Origin of the sequence: Streptomyces sp. NPDC127106 (genome assembly GCF_042677605.1) — a bacterium.
Lineage (GTDB): Bacteria > Actinomycetota > Actinomycetes > Streptomycetales > Streptomycetaceae > Streptomyces.
Genome location: NZ_JBHXTC010000001.1, coordinates 250,341 through 270,979, shown reverse-complemented (window position 1 = coordinate 270,979; position 20,639 = coordinate 250,341). Strand labels below are relative to the sequence as shown.

18 protein-coding genes are annotated in these 20,639 nt (G+C 75.7%); 9 read left to right on the top strand and 9 right to left on the bottom strand.

Going from position 1 to position 20,639, the window contains the following annotated elements; genetic code table 11:
* Positions 1-119 precede the first annotated feature (119 nt).
* The 5 genes from ACFVGY_RS01075 to ACFVGY_RS01055 all read left to right on the top strand — a co-directional run bounded on the left by ACFVGY_RS01075 (position 120) and on the right by ACFVGY_RS01055 (position 7,270).
* Positions 120-3,737 (top strand): S8 family serine peptidase, encoded by a 3,618-nt coding sequence (locus tag ACFVGY_RS01075; RefSeq protein ID WP_385668947.1) that lies wholly within the window; start codon positions 120-122, stop codon positions 3,735-3,737.
* A 147-nt stretch (positions 3,738-3,884) separates the two neighbouring features.
* Positions 3,885-4,673: a hypothetical protein gene (locus tag ACFVGY_RS01070; RefSeq protein WP_385668944.1), complete on the top strand. Its 789-nt coding sequence runs from the start codon at positions 3,885-3,887 to the stop codon at positions 4,671-4,673.
* Between the two features lie 252 nt (positions 4,674-4,925).
* Positions 4,926-6,128 carry a cytochrome P450 gene (locus ACFVGY_RS01065; RefSeq protein ID WP_385668940.1) on the top strand — a complete coding sequence of 401 codons (1,203 nt, stop codon included), beginning with the start codon at positions 4,926-4,928 and terminating at the stop codon, positions 6,126-6,128.
* Between the two features lie 60 nt (positions 6,129-6,188).
* Positions 6,189-7,037, top strand: a complete 849-nt coding sequence (locus ACFVGY_RS01060; RefSeq protein WP_385668938.1) for a hypothetical protein — start codon at positions 6,189-6,191, stop codon at positions 7,035-7,037.
* Entirely contained in the window at positions 7,034-7,270 is a 237-nt protein-coding gene (locus tag ACFVGY_RS01055; RefSeq protein ID WP_385668936.1) for a hypothetical protein, read from the top strand. Before ACFVGY_RS01060 ends, ACFVGY_RS01055 begins: the two co-directional genes overlap by 4 nt.
* Positions 7,271-7,280: 10 nt before the next feature.
* Here ACFVGY_RS01055 and ACFVGY_RS01050 read toward each other — a convergent pair whose 3' ends face one another.
* Positions 7,281-7,778, bottom strand: a complete 498-nt coding sequence (locus ACFVGY_RS01050) for a gluconokinase (RefSeq protein ID WP_385669827.1) — start codon at positions 7,776-7,778, stop codon at positions 7,281-7,283.
* Between the two features lie 230 nt (positions 7,779-8,008).
* On the opposite strand from ACFVGY_RS01050, the gene ACFVGY_RS01045 reads away from it, so the two are divergent.
* Entirely contained in the window at positions 8,009-8,947 is a 939-nt protein-coding gene (locus tag ACFVGY_RS01045; protein WP_385668933.1) for a hypothetical protein, read from the top strand.
* Positions 8,948-8,980: 33 nt separating this feature from the next.
* Here the strand turns inward: ACFVGY_RS01045 and ACFVGY_RS01040 are convergent, their stop codons facing one another.
* Positions 8,981-9,364: a VOC family protein gene (locus ACFVGY_RS01040; protein WP_385668930.1), complete on the bottom strand. Its 384-nt coding sequence runs from the start codon at positions 9,362-9,364 to the stop codon at positions 8,981-8,983.
* 128 nt (positions 9,365-9,492) lie between these two features.
* Positions 9,493-11,391: an ABC transporter ATP-binding protein gene (locus tag ACFVGY_RS01035; protein WP_385668927.1), complete on the bottom strand. Its 1,899-nt coding sequence runs from the start codon at positions 11,389-11,391 to the stop codon at positions 9,493-9,495.
* Between the two features lie 190 nt (positions 11,392-11,581).
* On the opposite strand from ACFVGY_RS01035, the gene ACFVGY_RS01030 reads away from it, so the two are divergent.
* Positions 11,582-12,004, top strand: a complete 423-nt coding sequence (locus ACFVGY_RS01030) for a DUF350 domain-containing protein (protein WP_385668924.1) — start codon at positions 11,582-11,584, stop codon at positions 12,002-12,004.
* 124 nt (positions 12,005-12,128) lie between these two features.
* Here the strand turns inward: ACFVGY_RS01030 and ACFVGY_RS01025 are convergent, their stop codons facing one another.
* From ACFVGY_RS01025 to ACFVGY_RS01010, 4 genes are all read right to left on the bottom strand, one after another.
* Complete coding sequence (locus ACFVGY_RS01025; protein ID WP_385668921.1) at positions 12,129-13,340, bottom strand: acyltransferase; 1,212 nt, start codon at positions 13,338-13,340, stop codon at positions 12,129-12,131.
* Positions 13,337-14,383, bottom strand: a complete 1,047-nt coding sequence (locus ACFVGY_RS01020; protein WP_385668918.1) for an alpha/beta hydrolase — start codon at positions 14,381-14,383, stop codon at positions 13,337-13,339. The genes ACFVGY_RS01025 and ACFVGY_RS01020 overlap by 4 nt, the downstream gene beginning before the upstream one ends.
* A gap of 137 nt (positions 14,384-14,520) precedes the next feature.
* On the bottom strand, positions 14,521-15,201 hold the full coding sequence (locus tag ACFVGY_RS01015; protein WP_385668915.1) for a response regulator: 681 nt from the start codon (positions 15,199-15,201) through the stop codon (positions 14,521-14,523).
* Positions 15,198-16,598, bottom strand: a complete 1,401-nt coding sequence (locus ACFVGY_RS01010; protein ID WP_385668912.1) for a sensor histidine kinase — start codon at positions 16,596-16,598, stop codon at positions 15,198-15,200. Before ACFVGY_RS01010 ends, ACFVGY_RS01015 begins: the two co-directional genes overlap by 4 nt.
* Before the next feature lie 152 nt (positions 16,599-16,750).
* Between ACFVGY_RS01010 and ACFVGY_RS01005 the strand changes: the two genes are divergently transcribed.
* Together ACFVGY_RS01005 and ACFVGY_RS01000 are read left to right on the top strand one after the other, a co-directional pair.
* Positions 16,751-17,335 carry an HXXEE domain-containing protein gene (locus tag ACFVGY_RS01005; RefSeq protein ID WP_385668910.1) on the top strand — a complete coding sequence of 195 codons (585 nt, stop codon included), beginning with the start codon at positions 16,751-16,753 and terminating at the stop codon, positions 17,333-17,335.
* 276 nt (positions 17,336-17,611) lie between these two features.
* Complete coding sequence (locus tag ACFVGY_RS01000; protein WP_385668907.1) at positions 17,612-18,007, top strand: hypothetical protein; 396 nt, start codon at positions 17,612-17,614, stop codon at positions 18,005-18,007.
* Here ACFVGY_RS01000 and ACFVGY_RS00995 read toward each other — a convergent pair.
* Positions 17,961-18,899, bottom strand: coding sequence for a trypsin-like peptidase domain-containing protein (locus tag ACFVGY_RS00995; protein WP_385668904.1), 939 nt, complete (start codon positions 18,897-18,899; stop codon positions 17,961-17,963). The genes ACFVGY_RS01000 and ACFVGY_RS00995 overlap by 47 nt on opposite strands.
* Positions 18,900-18,919: 20 nt before the next feature.
* Positions 18,920-20,548: an FAD-binding oxidoreductase gene (locus ACFVGY_RS00990; RefSeq protein ID WP_385668901.1), complete on the bottom strand. Its 1,629-nt coding sequence runs from the start codon at positions 20,546-20,548 to the stop codon at positions 18,920-18,922.
* Positions 20,549-20,639: the final 91 nt, after the last annotated feature.

The following is a 20,639-nucleotide window of genomic DNA, read 5'->3' as shown; positions in this document are numbered from 1 at the left end:
GCCCGGGCTCCGGCTCGTTAGGCACTCTTGTAGTGAGCATGACGCCTCCTTCACCATTGCCGCGCACGTCACGCACGCCCTATCCGCACGACCTGCACACGGCGTACGAGGAGACACACGTGGCCCAACGCGACACACGACGATCCCGTCGTTCCCGGCACCCCTTACGCGCGGCGCTCGCCGCCCTCACCGCAGGACTGCTCCTGCCCCTCGGCGCGGGCGCCGCAGCCGCCGCACCGGAACCCGGCCCCACCCCGAGTGCGGCCGAGCGCAAGATCGAGCCCAAGCTCCGCGCCCAGCTCGGCGACTCCGGCAAAGCCGCCTTCTGGGTCTACCTCGACAGCGCCGCCGACCTGAGCGCCGCGCAGCGGCAGACCACCCGGGCGGCCAAGGCGGAAACGGTCCTCAAGACCAAGCGCGAGCACGCCGCGCGCAGCCAAGCCGGGCTCCTCAAGGCCCTGGACGGCGCCCAGGCCGAGTACACCTCGTACTGGATCGTCAACGCGGTCCGCGTGGTCGGCACCGAGAAACTCGCCGGCACCCTGGCCCAGCGCTCCGAGGTCTCCCGCATCGACGCCGACGACAAGGTCACCCTTCCCGCGCCCGCCGACGGTACGCGCGAGAAGACGGCGGCCGACGCCGTCGAGTGGAACATCGACCGGATCAAGGCCCCCCAGGTGTGGGACCAGTTCGGGGTGCGCGGCGAGGGCATCGTCGTCGCCAACATCGACAGCGGCGTCGACCACACCCACCCGGCCGTGAACGCCCAGTACCGCGGCCGGAACGCCGACGGGACCTCCGACCACAACCACAACTGGTTCGACCCCGCCGGCGTCTGCCCCACGGCCGCCCCGTGCGACAACAACGACCACGGCACCCACACCATGGGCACCATGGTCGGCGACGACGGCACCAACCGGATCGGCGTGGCCCCCGGTGCCCGCTGGATCGCCGCGAAGGGCTGCGAGACCAACTCCTGCTCCGAGGCCTCCCTCCTCGCCGCCGGCCAGTGGATCGTCGCCCCGACCGACCTGAACGGGCAGAACCCGCGCCCCGACCTCGCCCCGCACATCGTCAACAACTCCTGGGGCAGCGCCGCGCACGACGACTGGTACCGCCAGATCGTCGACGCCTGGCGGGCCGCCGGCATCTTCCCCGCCTTCTCCAACGGCAACGCCGGCCCCAACTGCTCCACGAGCGGTTCCCCCGGCGACTACGCCAGCTCCTACAGCTCCGGGGCCTTCGACATTAACGGCACCATCGCCGCGTTCTCCTCGCGCGGCGCCGGCCCCGGCGGCATCGTCAAGCCGAACATCGCCGCGCCCGGCGTGAACGTACGCTCGTCGGTCCCCGGTGGCAGCTACGAGGCCTTCTCCGGCACCTCGATGGCCTCCCCGCACACCGCGGCCACCGTCGCCCTGCTCTGGTCCGCCGCCCCCGCCCTCGAGGGCGACATCGCGCAGACCGAGGCGCTCCTCGGCGCCACCGCCCAGGACACCGACAACGGCCAGTGCGGCGGCACCGCCACCAACAACAACGTCTTCGGCGAGGGCAAGCTCGACGCGCTCGCCGCCGTCACCAACGCCCCGCGCGGCGCGACCGGCGCCCTGAGCGGCACCGTCCGCTCCGGCGGCGCCCCGCTCGCCGGCGTCAAGGTCACCGCCTCCGGCCCGATCGCCCGTACGGCGACCACGGCCGCCGACGGCACCTACTCCTTCCGCTCCCTGTCGGTGGGCTCGTACGCCCTGACGGCCGCCAAGTTCGGTTACGGCCAGGAGACCGCCACCGCGACGGTCACCGAGAGCACCACCGCCACCGGCGACTTCACCCTCAGCCAGGCCCCCTCCGGCAAGGTCACCGGCACCGTCACCGCGCCCTCCGGGCCCGCTGCGGGCGCCGCCGTCACGGTCGCCGACACCCCCGTGACCGCGACCGCCGACGACCAGGGCCGCTTCGAGGTCACCCTGCCGCACGGCACCTACGAGATCCGGGCCTCCCACGCCTCCCGCTGCGTCACCGGCGGCAGCGCGCCGGCGGCCGTCGCCGGCGACACCACCGTCGCCATCACCCTGCCCGAGCGCACCGACGGCTACGGCTACGCCTGCTCCACCGCGAGCGGCCGCCCCTACCAGGCCGGCACCCGGCAGCTCGCGCTGACCGGCGACAACACCACCGAGCGCGTCGACCTGCCCTTCCCGCTCCCGCTGTACGGGAAGACGTACGGGCAGGCCTGGATCGGCACGAACGGCACGGTCAGCTTCGGCGGCGCCCACACCGGCGACATCAACGGCGACCTCCCGAGCACGGCCACGCCCAACGCGGCGCTCTACCCCTTCTGGGACGACCTCGTCGTCGGCCCCGCCGGTAGCGGCTCGGGCGTCTTCACCGCCGTCACCGGCACCGCACCGCACCGGCAGTACGTGATCGAGTGGCGGGACGTGGCCCACTGGTCGGCCCAGGCCGACAAGTTCTCCTTCTCGGCGGCCGTCGGCGAGGACGGCAGCGTCACCTACGCCTACAAGGGGACCGGCGGCTCCGGCATCAAGGGCGGCTCCACCGCCACGGTCGGCGTGGAGAACGCCACCGGCACGGACGCCTTCAAGTACTCCTTCAACACACCCGTCATCAGCGACGGCCTCACCGTCTCCTTCCGCACCACCAAGACCGCCGTCGTCTCCGGCCGGGTGCTCGACGCCAACGACGGCAACGGCGTGGCCGGGGCGAGCGTTGCCATCGGCATCGGCGCCGACGAGGTCAGGACGACGTCCGCGGCCGACGGCAGCTTCGTCCTCCAGGCCGGCGTCGGCAACAAGTCCTACACCATCCTGGCCGACCACTACGAGGGCTGGACCAACGTGGTCCACGTCCGGCCGAACGACGTCACCGTCCTCACCCAGGCCCTGCGCACCGCCCGGGTCACCCCGTCCCTCGCGTCGGTGGAGATCGTCCTCGCGCCGGGCCAGAAGCGCACCCGCACCCTCGACCTCACCAACCCGAGCGCCAAGGACACGCCCATCACCGTGGCCGAGGACGCGCCCTGGCTGACGGCCACCACCGGCGCGACGGACCTCCCGGCCGGAGGCAGGGCCACCGTCACCCTGGCCGTCGACACCACCGGGCAGGCCGCCGGCTCGGTCCTCACGACGGACCTGCGGATCAGCTCGCGCAGCGGCCGCAGCCCGGTGCTCACCGTGCCGGTGAAGGTCGTGGTCCCGCGCTACCAGGTCGCCCTGGACGCCGGATCCGACCGCGCGGCCACGGACACGGTCGGCGACAGCTGGTCCCCGGACCGCAAGTACACCCCGGGCTCGTACGGCTACCAGGGCAGCAGCTCGGTGCGCTCCACCGGCCGCGGCATCGCCGGGACGGACGAGCAGCAGCTGTTCCGCAGTGCTCGCGAGGGCATGTACGAGTACCGCTTCGACAACGTCCCGAACGGTACGTACACCGTGGAACTCGGCTTCGCGGAGCTGTCCTCCACCAAGCCGAACAAGCGGGTCTTCGACGTCCTCGCCGAGGGCACGCAGGTCCTGCCGTCCCTGGACATCGCCCTGGAAGCGGGCAGCTACAAGGCCCTGACCCGCACCTACACGGTCACGGTCACGGACGGGGTCCTCAACCTCCGCTTCGTCACGCACACCGGCTTCGGCAAGCCGCTGCTGAACACGCTGCGGGTGACCGACCGGCCCGACAAGAACCAGCCGGGCGACCAGCCGGGCAACCGGCCGGGCAGGTAACGGAGCACGGCTCCACCGGCTGACCGGGGGCGGGGCGCCGCGGGCGTCCCGCCCCCTTCCGCTGCCGCGGTGCATTCGGGTGGCGGGCGGCGGGCCCTGCTGCGGCGCGCCCGGCGGACGGTCGGGACGTCGCTAGCGTGGGGCACCATGACGCTCCTGAGCGACGACCGAACCGGCTGCGGCGACGCGGCGGACCGGATCCGGCGGCTGCTGGAGGCCGCCGACCCGGAGGCCGTCTGGGCGGTCGGCGGGCCGGACGGCATCCTGGCCCGCTCGGACGGCCCCGGAACGGGCCCCGGGCACGACGGAACCGGGTACGACGCCCCCGGGCACGACGTCGGCGCCCTGGCCGGTGTCCTCGCCCTGTGGCCCGTGATCGGAAGCCTCGTCGCCGAGGAAGCCCTGCACCTGCACACCCCGCTGACCGCCTACGGGGCCGAGGCCGCCGCCGGCACCCCCAACGGCACCACCACCCACCACCTCCTCACCCGCACGGGCGCCCGCTCCGCCCCCGCCGCGGCCGCCGCACTCACCCGACTCGCCGAGCACCTCGGCGGCAGCCCGCTCCCCGAACTCGCCGCCGCCCGCGTCTGGCAGCCCCTCGGCATGGCCGGCACCCGCTTCGCCGACGGCGTCCTGTACGCCCCGCTCCCGGACCTCGCCCGCTTCCTCGGCCACCTCCTGTCCCCTGCGGGCCACCCCGTCCCGCGCGCCTGGACGGCCGAGTCCCTGCGCATCCGGACCGGCGAACTCACCCCTTCCCGAGGCCTGCTGTGGCGCCCCGCCGCGCACGGCACCTGGACCCACGGCGACACCGCGGCCGTCTGGCTCCACCCCCGCCGTCGCCGCTGGGCGGTCCTGCTCCCGGCCGACCCCCGGGGGCCCCTGCGCAGCCCCTTCCGCGACGCGGTGTTCGCGCCCCCGCCGGGCTCCTGAGTCCCGCCCCCGCCGTCACACCGCCCCCGCCGTATCACACCGCCCCCGCCGTCACGGCGGCGCCGCGGCCCCGTCGCCCGTACGGCTGCGCCCGCGGCCCCGGGTCCGCCCGCGGCCACGGCCCGGGCGCGCCCGTACGGCTGCGCCCGCCCGGCCCCGGACCACCGTGCTCGGAGCGCGGGTCCTCCAAGATCGACGTACGGTGAGCTCGAAGTCACCGACCGCTGGTTCCCGGCTGTGCGGAGGTACCGGATGCGCATGCTCCACTACGCCGCCCCCGGCGGGCCGACCCGGGCGGCCGTCACGCGGGGGAGGCGCGGACCGGCGGAACGCGCCGGGCGCGCCGAGTCCGTGCGGTTCGCCGCCACCCGGGCGATCCCCTTCCTCGTCCGCAGCGTCCCCGGCGCCCGCCCGGCGTTCTCCGCGGAAACCCTGCGGGAGCTGCGGGCCCGCCACGGCGGGGCGCCCGTCCCGGTACGCGGCCTGTCCGGCACCGTGCTCGTCCTGCTGGACCCCCGTGAACTGCGCCAGTTCTACGCCCAACCGGTCGCCGGACCGAGCGCCGCGGCGGCTGCCCCGGCCGGCGCGGATCGCACCGCTGCGGAGCCCGCGCTGCTCTCCGGCGAGGCGCTGCGCACCGTGATCACCGAGGAGGCCCGGCAGCTGACCGCCGCCAGCACCCTCGAACTGGTACGCGTCCGCCAGGCCGTGGCCCGGGTCGCGCGCCGGATCGTGCTCGGCGACCGGGGCTCCGTACCGGTGCCCGCCCCCGGACCGGGAGACCGCGGATCCGCGGGCTGGCTGGGCCTGCTGCGCCGCCGCGGCCTGGTCGAGCGCGGAGCCGCCGACGGGCACGTCCCGGCCGGGCGCACCGTCCCGTACGCCGATCCGGCCGGCCCCTTCCACCCCTGGCTGCGGGCCATGGACACCGTCCCCGCGACCGTCCTGCGCACCCTGCTGCTGCTCGGCGCGCACCCGGCCGAGCAGGAGGCAGCGGCCGGGGAGGCCGCCGGGTGCGCCGGGACCGAGGGCCTCGCCCGGCTGGCCGCCTGTGTCCGGGAGTCGCTGCGGTTGTACCCGGCGGTGCCCGACCTGGTCCGGGTCACCCGGACCGGGACCGAGTGGCGCGGGGTGCGGTATCCGGCCGGCACCCGCGTGCTGTTGCCCGTCCACTTCTTCCAGCGCGATCCCGTGCACGTGCCCGCCGCGCATGTCTTCGTCCCGGGGCGCTGGAAAACGCCCGGCGCGGACGAGGACATCCGGATGTCCCCGTTCGGCCACGGTCCCGGCCGCTGCCCGGGCAGCCGGCTGGCACTGCTGGTCACCACCGGGCTGTGCGCCGAGGTGCTGCGCCGCCGTCGGATCACGGGCACCCGGCCGGTGCTGGACCCGCCGGGTCCGCTGCCCGCGGTCCTCGACCCGCGCGCCATCCGGCTGACGCTCACCCGCCGCTGACGCACCGTCGCCGACGGCACCCCCGTCTCTCTCCTTCCCCCACATCCCGCGAGGATTCCCATGTCCGACGCCGCGACCTCCTCCGTGTCCACCGACCCGGACGCCGATCTGCTGGGCGCCGTGTCCCGCGAACTCGCCGAGGCCGCCGACGCCGTCGCGGAGGCCGCCCGCTACGCCTCCGAACTGGCCCTCGGCCCCCGCTTCCCGGCCGCGGCCCCCGGCCGCACCACCGACCCTCCCGCCCCCCGGAGCCGCGGCGGCCGGAGCCGGCTCGCCCGCCGTGCCCTGCTGCGCACCCTCACCGACCCGGCGGGCCTGGGCTGGGCCCCGCGCGGCCGGGGCGTCGCGCGGGCCGGCTGGCTCGCCGGGATCCTCACCGGCCGCGAGAGCCTCGCCGTCAGCCTCGCCGTCTGCGGGCTCAAGGCCCGGATCCGGGCGACCGGCATCGACCGCCCCGAGCTGCTGGCCGACCCCGACGGTGCGGCGCTCCTGCGGGCCGTGGACGAGGACCGGCAGGCCGTGGCCGCCCGCGTGTTCCGCCGGGTGGTGCGGGAGCAGGGCACCGAACACGCCTTCACCGTGCTGGCCCCGGCCTTCGCCGACGTGTTCGCCTGGCGCGCCCTGACCGACGCGAACCCGTTCAACGACCACGCCGGGTGGCAGGTGGCGACCGGCCGGGCCGCCCCCGCCGAGCCGCTCCTCGGCCTCGGCGCCGCCGTCCGGGCCTTCCTGCACCGCGACGGCGCCCGCGGCCGCACCCCGGGCCGCGGGGCCGGGCGGAAGGCCGGCCGTGACCCGGGGGCCGCCCCCGCCCCACCCCTGCCCGCCGGGCACCGGGGCTGCGTCCACACCCTGGGGCTCCTCGGCACCGGCGGCCTCCTGCTCGTCCAGCCCTGGCGCGCCCGGTGAAGGCGGCCCCGCGGCTGCGGCCGTCCCGGCCGGACCCGGTCGAGGGGCTGCGCGCCCACTGCGCGGCCCTGCGCGCCCACGCCGACCGGCTGGCCGCGGCCGCCGGCGAACTGGAACGGCAGGGCAGCCCGCAGGCCGCCGCGTTCCGGGCCGAGGTCGCGGAGCTGGCCGAGCGCTGCGCGACCGCCGCGAGCGGGCTCGCCCTCGCCGTGGCCCGGCTCCAGGGCCGGTGAGGAACCGGGGTCAGGGGCGGTGCGGGGCGGGCAGCGCGGCCAGGGCCGCGAGGGCCCGTCCGGCGGTTTCCTCGGGAGTCCCGCAGACGTCGACGGCAATCCCCCGCTCGTCCGCCTGGAGCGGCTCCAGCGTGGCGAACTGCGAATCCAGTAGGGCGGCGGGCATGAAGTGCCCCGTCCGCGCCGCCATCCGCCGCTCGATCAGCGCGCGTTCGCCGGTGAGGTGGACGAACACCGCGTCGGGCGCGGCGGCGCGCAGCCGGTCGCGGTAGGCCCGTTTGAGCGCCGAGCACGACAGCACCGTGTTCCGGCCGGCCGGCAGCCGGCGGAGGTGGTCCGCGATGGCGTCCAGCCAGGGCCGACGGTCCTCGTCGTCCAGCGGGATGCCGGCGGACATCTTGGCCACGTTGGCCGGCGGGTGGAAGGCGTCGCCTTCCGCGTACGGGAGGCCGAGGGCGTCCGCGAGGAGCCGGCCCACGGTCGTCTTCCCCGTGCCGGTCACCCCCATGACCACCACCGTCACGTGCCGGCCGCCGCCGTCATGGCCTGCCACCGCCCGCCACCTCCCCTCCCGCGTCGTCACCGGGGTGCTCGGCATCGGCCCGTCACCCGTCACCCCTGACGCCGATTAAGCCATACGTTCGCGGTGTTCAGCTGACTCGCGTCACGGCGTGGCCCGGTACGGACCGTGTCGACGGACCGGAACGTGTCGTTCAACGGACCCCCTAGAGTTGGATCATGACGTTCTCCAGTCCCGCATCCGCCGGCTCGCCCGATCCCCACCTCACCGCCCTGACGGTTCGACAGGCCGACCACCTGCGCGATCTGGTGGGCCGGTACCACGCCGACCGCGGCGAACAGGTCACCGTCGAGGGCGACACCGTCCGTGCGCCCCAGGGCACCGCGGCGCTGTACAACCTCGCCGAGTACGTCCGCCGCGCCGACCCGAGGGACTGGCCCCGCATCGTCGAGCACCACTTCGCGGCCCTCGCCTCCGCACGCGAGTCGGCCTCGGTCCCGGCCGCCCCCGACGACGTGCTGCGCCGCGCCTTCCTGCGGCTCATACCCGACGACGCCCTCCCGCCGGAGGCCGCCGCTTCGTTCGGTTACGTGCGCCCCGTCGCGACCGGGCTCTCGGAGGCGCTCGCGCTGGACCTCCCCGACTCCGTGCGGCTCCTCGACGACCGGGACGTCGCCGCCATCGGCCTGGAGGCCCTGCGCACGGCGGGCCGCGCCAACCTGCTGAGCGAGCCCGCGGAGCACGAGACCGTGCCCATGCAGGGCGGCGGACTGCTGCACGTCCTGTCGGGGGAGTCCCCGTTCGTCGCGAGCAAGGCGCTGGTCCTCGATGAGGTCGTCCGCGCCGTGACGGGCCGTCCCCTGCCGGCCGCGGGCGCCCTGTTCACCGTTCCCAGCCGGAGCTTCCTGGTTTTCCACCCGCTGGCGGACCACCACGTCCAGGACGCCGTCAACGACCTGGCCGCCTTCGGCCTCGGCGCCCACGGGGACAACCCGGGCCCGCTGTCGCCGCGGCTCTACTGGTGGCACCGCGGCGCCGTCACCAACCTGACCCGCATCGACGAAGCCACCCGCTCGATGTCCATCGAACCGCCAGCGGAGCTCATGGACGTGATGCGGAGCCTGGTCGCCGCGGCCCCCGGCGCCGGCCCGGCCTGACCGTTCCGGCGTGCCGGCCCCGTCCCCGGCCGTTCACCGGGCGGAGGCCGCGGTGCGCGGAGTGGTCTGCTGCACCGCCCAGCGGTTGCCGTCCGGGTCCGAGAAGCGGACGAACGAGCCCCAGGGCAGGTCCTCGATCTCGCTCACCGCCACGCCCCGCCCCTTGAGGTCCGCGTACGCCTCCTCGATGTCCCCCACGACCACCTGCATGTTGTCCAGCGATCCCGGGGCCATCCGGGTGAGCCCCCTGCCCAGGGCGATCGAGCAGGCCGACCCGGGCGGGGTCAACTGCACGAAGCGGATCTCCTCGCTGACGGTGACGTCGTGGTCGGCCCGGAAGCCGACCTGCTCGTAGAAGGCCTTGGCCCGGTCGACGTCGGTGACGGGGACGGTGACCAGCTCCAGCTTGATGTCCATCTGCTGCTCCACGTTGCCTGTTCGGTGCGGGGCTCGTCCGCATCATGCTCCCGCCGGCCGGCACCCGCCGCGCGGCACGCGCGGCGGGCCCTGCCCGGCCGCACCCCAGGCCCCGCCCGGCGCCCGCCTCAGGCTCCGGCCGGCGCCGTCTCGGCGGCCGCTTCCCCGGCCGGCGCGAACTGGGTACGGTACAGCTCCTCGTACCGTCCGCCCGCGGCCAGCAGCCCGGTGTGCGTACCGCGCTCCACGATCCGCCCGTCCTCCACCACCAGGATCTGGTCGGCCGCCTGCACGGTCGACAGCCGGTGCGCGATCACCACGGCGGTCCGGCCCGCCAGGGCCTCGCCGAGTGCCTCCTGCACCGCCGCCTCGGACGTGGAGTCCAGGTGCGCGGTGGCCTCGTCCAGGATCACCACCCGCTGCCGGGCCAGCAGCAGCCGCGCGATGGTCAGCCGCTGCCGCTCCCCGCCCGACAGCCGGTACCCGCGCTCGCCGACCACCGTGTCCAGGCCGTCCGGGAGCGCGGCGACCAGCCCGTCCAGCCGCGAGCGGCGCAGCGCCTCCCACAGCTCCTCCTCGGTCGCCCCGGGCCGGGCCAGCAGCAGGTTGGCCCGTACCGACTCGTGGAAGAGGTGCCCGTCCTGGGTGACCATGCCGAGGGTGTCGCGGATCGAGTCGGCGCTGAGGTGCCGTACGTCCACCCCGCCGAGGCGCACGGCGCCCGCGTCCGCGTCGTACAGACGGGGCAGCAGCTGCGCGATGGTGGACTTCCCGGCGCCGGAGGAGCCCACCAGGGCGATCATCTGGCCCGGCTCGGCCCGGAACGACACCTCGTGCAGGACCTGGGTGCCGCCGCGGGCGTCGAGGGTCGCGACCTCCTCCAGGGAAGCGAGCGAGACCTTGTCGGGGGAGGGATAGCCGAAGGAGACCCGGTCGAACTCGACGGAGACCGGCCCGTCCGGGACCCGGCGGGCGTCCGGTGCCTGCGCGATGAGCGGCTCCAGGTCGAGGATCTCGAAGACCCGCTCGAAGCTCACCAGGGCGCTCATCACCTCCACGCGGGCGCCGGCCAGCGCGGTCAGCGGGGCGTACAGCCGGGTGAGCAGCAGGGCCAGGGCGACGACGCTGCCGGCGTCCAGGGTGCCGCGCAGCGCGTAGTACCCGCCGAGCCCGTAGACCAGCGCGAGGGCGAGGGCCGAGACCAGGGTGAGCGCGGTGATGAACGCCGACTGCGCCATCGCCGTACGGATGCCGATGTCGCGCACCCGGCCCGCCCGGGCCGCGAACTCCGCGGACTCGTCGTCCGGCCGCCCGAACAGCTTGACCAGGGTGGCGCCGGGCGCGGAGAAGCGTTCGGTCATCTGGGTGCCCATGGCGGCGTTGAGGGCGGACGCCTCCCGCTGGAGCGCGGCCATCCGCGTCCCCGTCCGGCGGGCCGGGACCACGAACACCGGGAGGAGCACCAGGGCGAGGAGGGTGATCTGCCAGGAGATGCCCAGCATGACGACCAGCGTCAGCAGCAGGGTCACGGTGTTGGCGACCACCCCGGACAGGGTGTTGCTGAACGCCCGCTGGGCGCCGATGACGTCGTTGTTGAGCCGGCTGACCAGAGCGCCGGTCCGGGTCCGGGTGAAGAAGGCCACCGGCATCCGCTGGACGTGGTCGAAGACCGCCGTCCGCAGGTCCAGGATCAGGCCCTCGCCGAGGGTGGCCGACAGTTTGCGGGTCAGCAGCCCGAGTCCGGCCTCCGCGACCGCGATGAGCGCGATGAGCAGGGCGAACCGGACGACGGTGGAGGACTCCCGGCCGTCGACGATCGCGGTGACGACCCGGCTGGCGAGGACCGGGGTGGCGACCGCGAGCAGCGCGGCCACGACGCTGAGGAGGAGGAACAGGGTCAGCCCGCGGCGGTGCGGGCGGGCGAACGCGGCGATGCGGCGCAGGCTCGCCCGGGAGACGGGGCGGCGGTCCTGCTGGGCGTCGATCGCGCTGCGCAGTGAGGTCCAGGCGGTGACTTCCATGTCCATGAGGGGAACGCTAGAACCTCAATCAATCTTGAGGTCAAGGGTCGGATCGTGAGGCGGACGCCGCTGCCCGCTCGCGGCCTTTACCCTTTCCTGACCTGCCCATGGTCCGCCACCGGACAGTGCGATAGATTCGGCCAGTCCCGGCCCCTCCCACCGGTGCCCTTCCACCCCCGCGAAGACAGGCTTCACAATGAGCGACATCGTCAACGGACTTGGCCGTACCAGCGCCTACGGCGCCCTGGGCCTGGTCCTGCTGATCCTCGGGATCGTCCTGGTGGACGTGCTGACGCCCGGGAAGCTCCCGAAGCAGATCTGGGAGGAGCGCAACCGCAACGCGGCCATCACGCTGAGCTCGGCCCTCCTCGGCATCGGCGGGATCGTGTTCACCTCGATCTGGACGACGTACAACGACTTCGGCAAGGGCCTGCTGTCCACGGCGGCCTTCGGCATCCTCGGCCTGGTCCTGATGGCGCTGGCCTTCCTGGTGCTGGACTGGGTGACCCCGGGCAAGCTCGGCGCCATAGTGGTCGACCCCGAGCCGCACCCGGCGGTCTGGGTGACGGCCTGCTGCAACCTGTCCGTGGCCGCCATCGTCGCGGCCTCGATCGCCTGACCGGCCGCTGACCGGACCGGGCCCGGGCCCGGGCCCCGTCCGCCCACCGCCGACACGAGAGCGCCGCCCCCGGCAGGGAGCGGCGCTCTCGTCGTAACCACCGGCTCTCGTCGTAACCCCCGGATCAGGCCAGGCCCAGCGCGAACACCGCGAACCCGGCCGCCAGCAGCCCGGCCGCCGTCCGCCGCACCGCCGTCGCCCCCGTCCACGGCTCCTCGAACCGCCGTGCGTACCGCGCAATGCACAGCAGCAGCACCGCGAACACCGGCAGCCACAGCAGCCGCGCCGCGATCCAAGCCGGGCTGTCCGGAGCCGTCGTCAGACCCGCCACCTCGCCCAGGAACGAGCCGGGAACGGCCGCCGCCAGCATGGCCGTCTGGTGCCAGCACAGGATCGTCATCGCGCACAGGTTGACCACCACCACCGGCGCCCACAGGGCCGGCCGCGCCAGCAGCCGCGCCAGCCGGTCCCGCAGCAGCACCGCCGCCCCCGACTGCGCCGCGGCCAGAGCCAGCACCAGCAGCGACGGCGGGTGCGAGTTGGTCCGCTCCGCACCCGGTACGCCGACCATCGACGCCGGGTAGTGGAACACCACGAGCAGCACGGCGAACAGCACGCCCCCGCCCGCCAGCAACAGCCAGGCCCCGCGCCGCCCGATCCGACGCTCCCCCCACGACACCCCCAGCTGGTAGGCGAACAGCCAGCCCGGCAGGATGTTCAGCACCGCCAGCCAGGACGGTACGGACCCGGCGAACGGCCCGTACCGCAGGAAGTCCACCAGCGCGACCGAGGCGAGCAGCGGGGCCGCCGCCCACCCGCCGAGTCGCCGGGCGGCCCGCACGCAGTACGGGGTCAGCGCGGTCACCACCAGGTACACCCCGACGAACCACAGCGGCTGGATCACCAGCGTCGCCGCGGTCCGCAGCGTCGCCTCCGGCACCCCGGCCGCGTACAGCACGGGCGCGGCCAGCGCCCACACCGCGGTGACCCCGAGCACGGGCCGCCCCAGCCGCGCGAACCGGCCCCGCAGCCAGGCCCCGGCGGACCCCTCGCGCCGGTGGTACGACTGCACCGAGGCGTAGCCGCCGACCAGGAAGAAGATGCCGAGCATCTGCAGCACCCAGCTCGCCGGCGCGAGCGCGGCGAACGCGGAGAGCGGGCTGGCGTTGTGCAGGCCGCCGTCGCGGTCCAGGGTGAAACCGCCGAGCAGCCAGTGCCCGGTCGGCACGGCCAACAGGGCGAGCGCCCGCAGCCCGTCGACCGCCCGGTCCCGGTGGGCGGGCGTCCCCCGCTCGATGCGGTCGGCCGTCCGCCGCAGCACGGCCGCGGCGCTCACCGGGCCCGCCCCGTCGCGATCGCGGCGAACGCCGCCAGCGACTGCGTCCCGGGCGCGAAGTACCCGGTGTGGCCGCGGACGTCGGAGGCCGGCACCGCCCGGGCGCCGAAGGCGGGCGAGGTCGGGTCGGCGCCGTGACCCAGCCCGGCGAACGCCACGTTCGGCACGTCCGCGATCCAGTCCGACGGCCCCCGCGCCGCCCACACCCGGGCCCGGGTGCCCAGGCCGGCGGCGGTCTCGGCGCGCAGGCCGGGGGAGCCGAACACGACGAGGTCGGAGGCGTCCGTGTGGCGGGCCGCGAGCCCGCACACCACCGACCCGTAACTGTGCCCGAACAGCACGGGATCGGGCGCCCCGACCGCGTCGAGCCCCGCGGTGAACCGGGCCAGCCGGACCGCGCCGGCCTCCGCGAGCCGGCCGGCGGCCGCGTCCAGGCCGACCCCGACAGGGGTCGTGTAGCCGGTCCACGCCACCACGGCGGTGTCCCCGCCCGCCGCGGCGTGCAGCGAACGGGCCATTCCCGCCGGGCCGGTGTGCGGGGCGCGGCCGGCGTCATGGGAGGCGGCGTCGTTGTCCGACCCCGGTACCACCACCGCGACGTGCACGGCCCGCTCCAGGTTCCCGACCACCTCGGCGACCTGCCCCCGCCCGCGGGGATCGAAGGCGAGGACCTGCCGCCCGGGCGCGGCGAGCGGGGCGAAGCGCAGCTGTCCCGTGGCGGCCACCGCCAGCCGATTGGCCTCGTACCGCAGGGCTACCGGCGCGCCGTCCAGATTGCCGACCACCAGCGGGTGGCGGCGGGCGAGATCCCGCCGCGCCGCCTCGTCCAGCCCGGCGAAGAACCGGGCCACCTCGTACGGGGACGCCGTCCCCGGATCGGGCAGCGGCCGCCCCGACGCGCTGTCGGCCCGCCACGCGGACGCACCCGGCGGCGGGCCGGTGACCGCCGCCTGCACACCCTCCCCGGCAGCCCATCCGGCGGTTCCCGCGACCACGGCCCCCGCCAGCACGGCACTGGCCAGGGCCCTTCCGAAGCGGCGCATTCCCCTTCTCCTCTCCTCGTGACGCCGAGGAAGGTAGGAAGGAGGTGCCTGCCGGCACGTCGCACCGGGGAGCCAAGCCGGATGTCATACCCCGGTAGGGGGTGGAGGAGGAGTACCGCAGGGTTGGGGGCGGCGCGTCAGCCGCCGTCGCCGGGCCGCACCACTCCGGCCTCGTACGCGAAGATCACGGCCTGCGCCCGGTCGCGGAGGTCCAGCTTCGCCAGCACCCGCCCGATGTGCGACTTCACCGTCTGCTCGGCCACCACCAGGTGCCCGGCGATCTCCTGGTTCGACAGCCCCCGCGCGATCAGCTCCAGCACCTCGGTCTCCCGCGGGGTCAGCCCGTTCAGCCGGAGCGCCGGGTCCCGGCGCGGGGCCGGCCGCTGCTGTACGAAGTCGGCGATCAGCCGCCGCGTCACCGACGGAGCCAGCAGCGCCTCGCCCGACGCGACGACCCGGACCGCCGAGATCAGGTCCGCCGGCGGCGCGTCCTTCAGCAGGAACCCGGACGCCCCGGCGCGCAGCGCCTCGTACACGTAGTCGTCGATGTCGAAGGTCGTCAGCATCAACACCTTCGGCCGGTGCACGACCCCGGGCGGCGGATCGAGGATCTGCCGGGCCGCGCTCAGCCCGTCCAGCTCCGGCATCCGCACGTCCATGAGCACCACGTCGGGGTGGACGGACCGGGCCAGGGCCACCCCCTGCCGCCCGTCGGGGGCCTCGCCCACCACATCGATGTCGGCCTGCGCCGACAGCAGGGCGGCGAACCCCGCGCGCACCATGGCCTGGTCGTCGACGACGATCACTCGGATGGTCAACTGGCTTCCTCGATCGGTCCGTTCAGGGGCAGTCGGGCGGCAACCCGGAAGCCGCCGTCGGGCAGCGGACCGGTGTCCAGAGTCCCGCCCGTCAACCGTACGCGTTCGCGCATCCCCACCAGGCCGTGCCCGGTGCCCGCCGTCTCCAGCGCCGGCGCGCCGTCCCGGCCGGGCCCGTTGACGACGAGGACGAGGACCTCCCGCGCGTCGTACGTGACCGAGACGCGGGCCCGCGCCCCCGGGGCGTGCCGCACCACGTTCGCGAGGGCCTCCTGCACGATCCGGTACGCCGACAGGTCCACGGCCGGCGGCGCCGCCCCGTCCGCCCCGGCGGCCAGCGACAACTCCACCGGCTGCCCGGCCCGTACGGTCGCCTCCACGAGCTGCTGGATGCGGCCGATGCCGGGCTGCGGGGCCCGCTCGGCGCCACCCTCGCCGCCCTCGCCGACCGGGCCGCCGTCGGTTCCGGCCGCTCCGGTCGACCCGTGCGCCTGGTCGCTGCGCAGTACCGTCAGCAGTCGCCGCATCTCGCCCAGCGACTCCCGCGCGCTCGCCGCGATCGCCGCGAACTCCTCGCGCACCGGCTCCGCCATGCCCGGCAGCCGGTACGGCGCGGAGTCCGCCTGCACCGTGATCACCGACATGTGGTGAGCCACCACGTCGTGCAACTCCCGGGCGATCCGCGCCCGTTCCTCCAGCAGCGTGCGCCGGGCCCGCTCCGCCTCGCTGATGCTCTCCTGCTCGGCGATCCGCTGCTGGGCGTCGCCGAGTCCCCGCAGGGATCCCGTCACCGCGAGCAGGGCCCCGCTCAGGACGAAGAGGAGGGCGACGGTGTCCGTCGTCACGGCCGGGCGGGAGAACCCCAGCACCACCCCGACCGCGCCCGTCGCCAGCCAGACCCCGATCAGTGTCCTGACGGGCTCGCGCAATCCCAGGCACACCATCACCAGCAGGTAGCCGACGATGCCCATCGGGGTCCACGGCCAGGCGAGTCCCGCCAGGCCGTCGGACCCGAGCACCACCAGCGCCCCCACCGTGTCCGCGCCCAGCACGATCGCCCAGGCCCGCACCGGCCGGGTCACGGCCAGCAGCAGCGGCACGGTCTGGGCCACGCCCAGCGCGCCCGCCCAGCCGCCGCCGGCCCCGTAGGCGTCGGTCAGCACCACGATGGTGACGGGCAGGAGGGTCGCCACGCACGCCGCGGTGACGGCGAAGGGGAGCAGCCGCTGCCAGGCCTTCGGCGCCTGCGCGAACAGGGGCTCGCCCGGCCGGGCGGGGGAGCGCAGCAGCCGGCCGGGCCGGGCCGGCGCCCGCGCGCCCCGTACGGCGGCGGGCTCGGGCGTACGGGGGAGCCGGCGGAACCGGGAACGGCGGCGGGGCTCATCGCGATCGTTCATGGTCCGCCCAGCGTAGGCGCCGCGCGGCGCGGCGGGCCCCGTCCCGGACGTGGTACGGCGCACCACCGGCGACCGGCATCCGGCCGCGGGGCAGCGGGAGTTCGGCCGGATATCGCCCCCGCCGCAGTCGTCGATCTTGCAGACTGTGGCCCATGAGCGCACCGCGAACCACAGCTCCGCCCCCGGCATCCGCCACCGCCCCGGCCGGGGTCACGGCCGCGGCCACGCTCGGCCTGCTGGCCGCCTGGGCCGTGCACGACACGGAGGAGATCGCGACGATGGGGCGCTGGTCCCGCGACCGGGTCCCCGTCCTGCGCGCCCGCCACCCCTGGGTGCCCGACCGGGTGTGGGACCGCCTCGGGTCGGTGGACGGGCGGGAGTTCGCCACCGCGGTCGCCATCGCGGCGGTCGTGGTGGGCGCGGCCGCCGCCGACGGCCACCGCACCGGCGGGCGGTCCGCCTTCTACCAGGCCTCGTTGAACGCCTTCGGTCTGCACGGCCTGGTCCACGTCGCGCAGGCCGCCGCCACCCGCGGCTACACCCCCGGTGTGGTCACCTCCCCGCTGCTCGTGGTCCCGTTCACCGTCTGGGCCCGCGGCCGGCTCCGGCGCGCCGGGGTGCTGCGGCCCGCGCGGCCGCGCGATGCGGCGCTCGGGCTGGCCCTGGCCGCGGCCACCGCCGCCGGTGCGCAGGCCGCCGCCCGGCGGATCCGGCGCGGCGCCGGGTCGGCCGCCTGACGCGGGCGGCGGGCCCCGGCGCGCCTTCGGCCGGGTGCCGAAGCCCGGCCAGGAGGCAGGCTCGTTTCCCGCGGGCGTCCCGCTCGTTGAGCCGACGTGACTCCTCCTCCCCGTGAACGGGGCGGCTTCTCACTCGGGTCAGCAGGCCCTCATGACGGCCAAGCCCTGACCGCTGCCGAAGCAGATCTGAAGCGTGCTACGCCGCTTCGCGGCTCCGGGCATCACGATGCGTTTCCCTCCCCGGCTGAAGCCGGGGATACCCACGCAAGGAGAGAGATGGAGCAGTTGCCGACCATCGCGGCCCCGGGCGTCGGCGAGCGGGCCGACGCCGCGGCCGACGCCGCCTGTCACCTCTACGACGCCGTCGCCCCCTGGAGCTCCGTCGGGCCCGGCGGGTGGAGCCGTACGGCGGCCGAGGACGCCGCCGACACCATCGAGACCACCGCGCACGCGCTGGCGTACCTCCACCCCACTGCCGAGGTCATCCTGGCGCCGGTCCACGCCGCCCTCGCCGACCTGCGTCGCCAGTTCGCCCTCGCGCCCGCCGACCCGCTGACCGCCGCGGAGGTCCCGGCCACGCCCCGCAGCGTGGGCAACCCGCGGCGGACCCGCTGGGTGCGGGTGGTCACCCCACCGCTGCCTCGGCAACAGCCTTCTGGTACAGCTTCCTGACGTCGGCGCCGAAGTAGGAGCTGTACGAGGTGTCCGCGGTGTCCCCGCCGGTCTTCCAGCCGCCGATGACCCCGACCACGTCCCCCGTCTCGGTCTCCTCGTCGTAGTGGGTGAGGAACGGGCCGCCGCTGGTCCCGCCCGGGTAGCCGGTGCAGTCGATCCGCAGGAACGACCCGGGGATGCCCGGGTCGGTGCTGGTGAACTTCGTCGTGCGGTTCACGCACAGCCGCGGTCGTGCCGCGGACGCCGGGTAGCCGATCAGCGTCACCTGCGGGTGCGCGTAGCCCGCATCGGTGGCCAGCCGGTTCCCGCCGACCACCTCCTCCACCGGGAACCCGTCGGCGTCCGGGCCGACCTGCGCGAACGCGACGTCGAGGGTGGCCGCCGCGTCGGCCCCCAGGCTCCTGTAGCGCGGGTCGATCCACACCTTCGACCGCCCCTGCGCGTCCCGCAGCACCGGGAACATGCCGTACGGCTGGGGGTTCTCCGCCGTGTACAGCGGGACGAACGCCACCTGCCGGGCATCGGTGCCGAGCAGGCAGTGCGCCGCGCTGAGCACCAGGTCGCGGCCGGGGGAGGAGACCACGCTGGCGGTGCAGAAGTACGCGCCACCGTCCTTCATGACGAACATCCGGCCGACGACCGGGATCCCGTCGAAGTCCTTGCCGGTGCCGGGATCGGCGGCCGCGGCCGCCGCCGGCGCATCGGAGCCGCTCGCGTTGACGGGGGCGGCGGACGCCATCCGGTCGGCCGTCCAGAAGGCCTCCGCCTCCCGGGCGGACCACCGGCCGGTCGTCGGCGGCGGGCCGCTGCCCGCCTCGGCCACGGGCAGCGGCCCGCTCGGCAGCAGCAGGGCGGCCGCCATCGCCGCCACCGTCAACAGTCGTCGCATGTCGGGCTCCTCGGGCTCCGCTAGACGGCCTGGGGGAAACGGAACAGTCGCCCCGGGTCGTGGGCGCGCCGCACCTCTTCGAGGCGGGCGAGGTTCGGCCCGTAGTAGGCCGTGCGCCAGTCGGGCAGCTTCGGGTCGATGTAGTTCTGGTACGCGCGGCCGCCCGCCCAGGGGCGCAGGTCCTGCCAGAGCGCGTCGAGCCAGGCCTGGTGCCGGGCCGTCTCGGCGGGTGTGGCGGCGTCCGGCCAGTAGGCCAGGTACTGGGTGAGGAAGGAGCTGTCGCGGTGCACGAACGCGGTGTCGGCGGGCGCCGGCCGGTTCACGGCGCCGCCGCACTCCCCGGTGAACTGCACGACGCCCAGCCCGCCGGCGGGCACGTCCTGCGCGTACCGACGCAGCCGGGTGAGGAGCGCGGCCACCCCGGCTTCCGGGAGCCCGGCGGCCGGCCAGAAGTCCGAGCGGGCGCCGTACGATTCCCGGCCGATACGGCCCTCGGCGCCGCGGCCGGGCAGCGTGCCCGGCAGCCGGCACTGGGCGGTGGTCCGCTCCAGGCAGCCGGACATGGCCCGCAGGGTCTCCGCGTAGCTGCGGACGGTGGTCCAGGAGTCCCGTGGCGGGCTGCCGACCAGGTCGGCCAGCCGGGTCAGCTGCCGGTCCAGCTCGGCGCGCCCGTCGAGGCAGAGCACGCGGACGGCGGGCGGGGGCGGTGGACCGGACGGAAGGAGGAACTCCGCCTGGCTCCAGAACGGTTCGGGCAGGGCGGCCAGCCAGCGCTGCCAGCCGCGGAGCACGGCCGCGGAGCCGGTGTCGGTGTCGGACCAGTGGAGTTCGGCGTAGGCGCAGTCGGCGGCCGGGTGGGTGGCGAAGCGGAGTTCGGTGACCACGGCGAAGTTGCCGCCCCCGCCGCCGCGCAGGGCCCAGAACAGGTCCGGGTCCCGGGTGGCGTCGACCTCCCGGACGACCCCGTCGGGGGTGACCGCGGTGGCGCCGGTGAGGCGGTCGCAGGTGGCCCCGTACGCCCGGGAGGCGAGGCCCAGCCCGCCGCCGAGGGTGAGCCCGGCGATCCCCACGGTGGGGCACAGGCCGGTCGGGACGGCGCGGCCGTGTGCGGCGAGGGTCCGGTTGACGTCGCCGAGGCGGGCGCCCGCGCCGATCCGCACCCCGGTGCCCGACAGGGCCACCCCGGCCATGGCGCTGACGTCGACGACGAGCCCGCCCGCGCAGGTGGACCAGCCGGCGTAGCCGTGGCCGCCGGAGCGCGGGACGACCGGCACGGCCGAACGGCGGGCGAAGTCCAGGCAGACGGCCACGTCCCCGGCGTGCGTCGGATAGGCCACGGCGGCCGGGGCGACGGAGTCGTAGCGCGGCTGGAACAGCTGCCGGGCCTCCGGGTAGTCGGGGTCGCCCGGCAGGACGACGCGCCCGTCGAGGCCGCGGGCCAGCGCGCCGTAGTCCGGGCCCCGGGCGGGCACTCGGGTACCGGCGGTCCCCGCGGCGCCGGAACGGGTGCCCGGCCGGGCACCGGAACCCGTGCCCGGCCCGGCCGCAGCCCCGGCCGCCGACGGGGCACCCGACCCGGCCGCCGACCAGGCGGCCGCGAGGACGGCCAGGGGTGCGCCGGCCAGGAGCCGGCGTCGGTGGAGGCTCATTCCTCCTTCCTGCCATCGCCCGCGCCGAACGCCGTGCAGGCGGGCCCGCCGCCGCCCCGCTGCCCCCCGAACGGCCGACGACCGTCCGGAG

Coding starts and splice junctions, on each gene's coding strand:
- ACFVGY_RS01065 (WP_385668940.1), top strand. CDS start 4,926: ATGCGCATGCTCCACTACGCCGCCCCCGGCGGGCCGACCCGGGCGGCC.
- ACFVGY_RS01020 (WP_385668918.1), bottom strand. CDS start 14,383: ATGCGCCGCTTCGGAAGGGCCCTGGCCAGTGCCGTGCTGGCGGGGGCC.
- ACFVGY_RS01000 (WP_385668907.1), top strand. CDS start 17,612: ATGGAGCAGTTGCCGACCATCGCGGCCCCGGGCGTCGGCGAGCGGGCC.
- ACFVGY_RS00990 (WP_385668901.1), bottom strand. CDS start 20,548: ATGAGCCTCCACCGACGCCGGCTCCTGGCCGGCGCACCCCTGGCCGTC.
- ACFVGY_RS01070 (WP_385668944.1), top strand. CDS start 3,885: ATGACGCTCCTGAGCGACGACCGAACCGGCTGCGGCGACGCGGCGGAC.
- ACFVGY_RS00995 (WP_385668904.1), bottom strand. CDS start 18,899: ATGCGACGACTGTTGACGGTGGCGGCGATGGCGGCCGCCCTGCTGCTG.
- ACFVGY_RS01060 (WP_385668938.1), top strand. CDS start 6,189: ATGTCCGACGCCGCGACCTCCTCCGTGTCCACCGACCCGGACGCCGAT.
- ACFVGY_RS01035 (WP_385668927.1), bottom strand. CDS start 11,391: ATGGACATGGAAGTCACCGCCTGGACCTCACTGCGCAGCGCGATCGAC.
- ACFVGY_RS01040 (WP_385668930.1), bottom strand. CDS start 9,364: ATGGACATCAAGCTGGAGCTGGTCACCGTCCCCGTCACCGACGTCGAC.
- ACFVGY_RS01045 (WP_385668933.1), top strand. CDS start 8,009: ATGACGTTCTCCAGTCCCGCATCCGCCGGCTCGCCCGATCCCCACCTC.
- ACFVGY_RS01005 (WP_385668910.1), top strand. CDS start 16,751: ATGAGCGCACCGCGAACCACAGCTCCGCCCCCGGCATCCGCCACCGCC.
- ACFVGY_RS01030 (WP_385668924.1), top strand. CDS start 11,582: ATGAGCGACATCGTCAACGGACTTGGCCGTACCAGCGCCTACGGCGCC.
- ACFVGY_RS01050 (WP_385669827.1), bottom strand. CDS start 7,778: ATGGGGGTGACCGGCACGGGGAAGACGACCGTGGGCCGGCTCCTCGCG.
- ACFVGY_RS01010 (WP_385668912.1), bottom strand. CDS start 16,598: ATGAACGATCGCGATGAGCCCCGCCGCCGTTCCCGGTTCCGCCGGCTC.